This is a genomic window from Nocardioides cremeus, from assembly GCF_030518195.1.
Lineage (GTDB): Bacteria > Actinomycetota > Actinomycetes > Propionibacteriales > Nocardioidaceae > Nocardioides > Nocardioides cremeus.
This window is the reverse complement of record NZ_JAULSC010000285.1, coordinates 1-277: the sequence shown is the minus strand read 5'-3', so window position 1 is coordinate 277 and position 277 is coordinate 1. Positions and strand designations below refer to the sequence as shown.

Sequence of the window (277 nt, the reverse complement as noted above, 5' to 3'; positions counted from 1 at the left end):
GATATAAAAAACGCGTAGAAAAATATATATCCAGATGGGAAAAACTCATTCCCCACTATACCAAGCTACAGTTCGCCGGATCAATGGGTATGCTTTCCCTCGGAACAGGTTGGAATTATTATCGTAATCACTGGGAAACAGATGTATATTTGGGGATAGTTCCCCGCAACTCGGATCGCCATGCTATGGCAACCCTTACACTCAAACAGAATTATTACCCTTGGAACATCCGTATCGCCGACAAGTTATCTTTCGAACCTCTCGCCTGCGGTGTCTA

Annotated in this window: 1 protein-coding gene; it reads left to right on the top strand. The window is 44.0% G+C overall.

Annotated elements, in window-relative coordinates; genetic code table 11:
- On the top strand, positions 1–277 hold a 277-nt coding region (locus QWJ41_RS21170), incomplete at both ends, for a hypothetical protein (protein WP_302710470.1).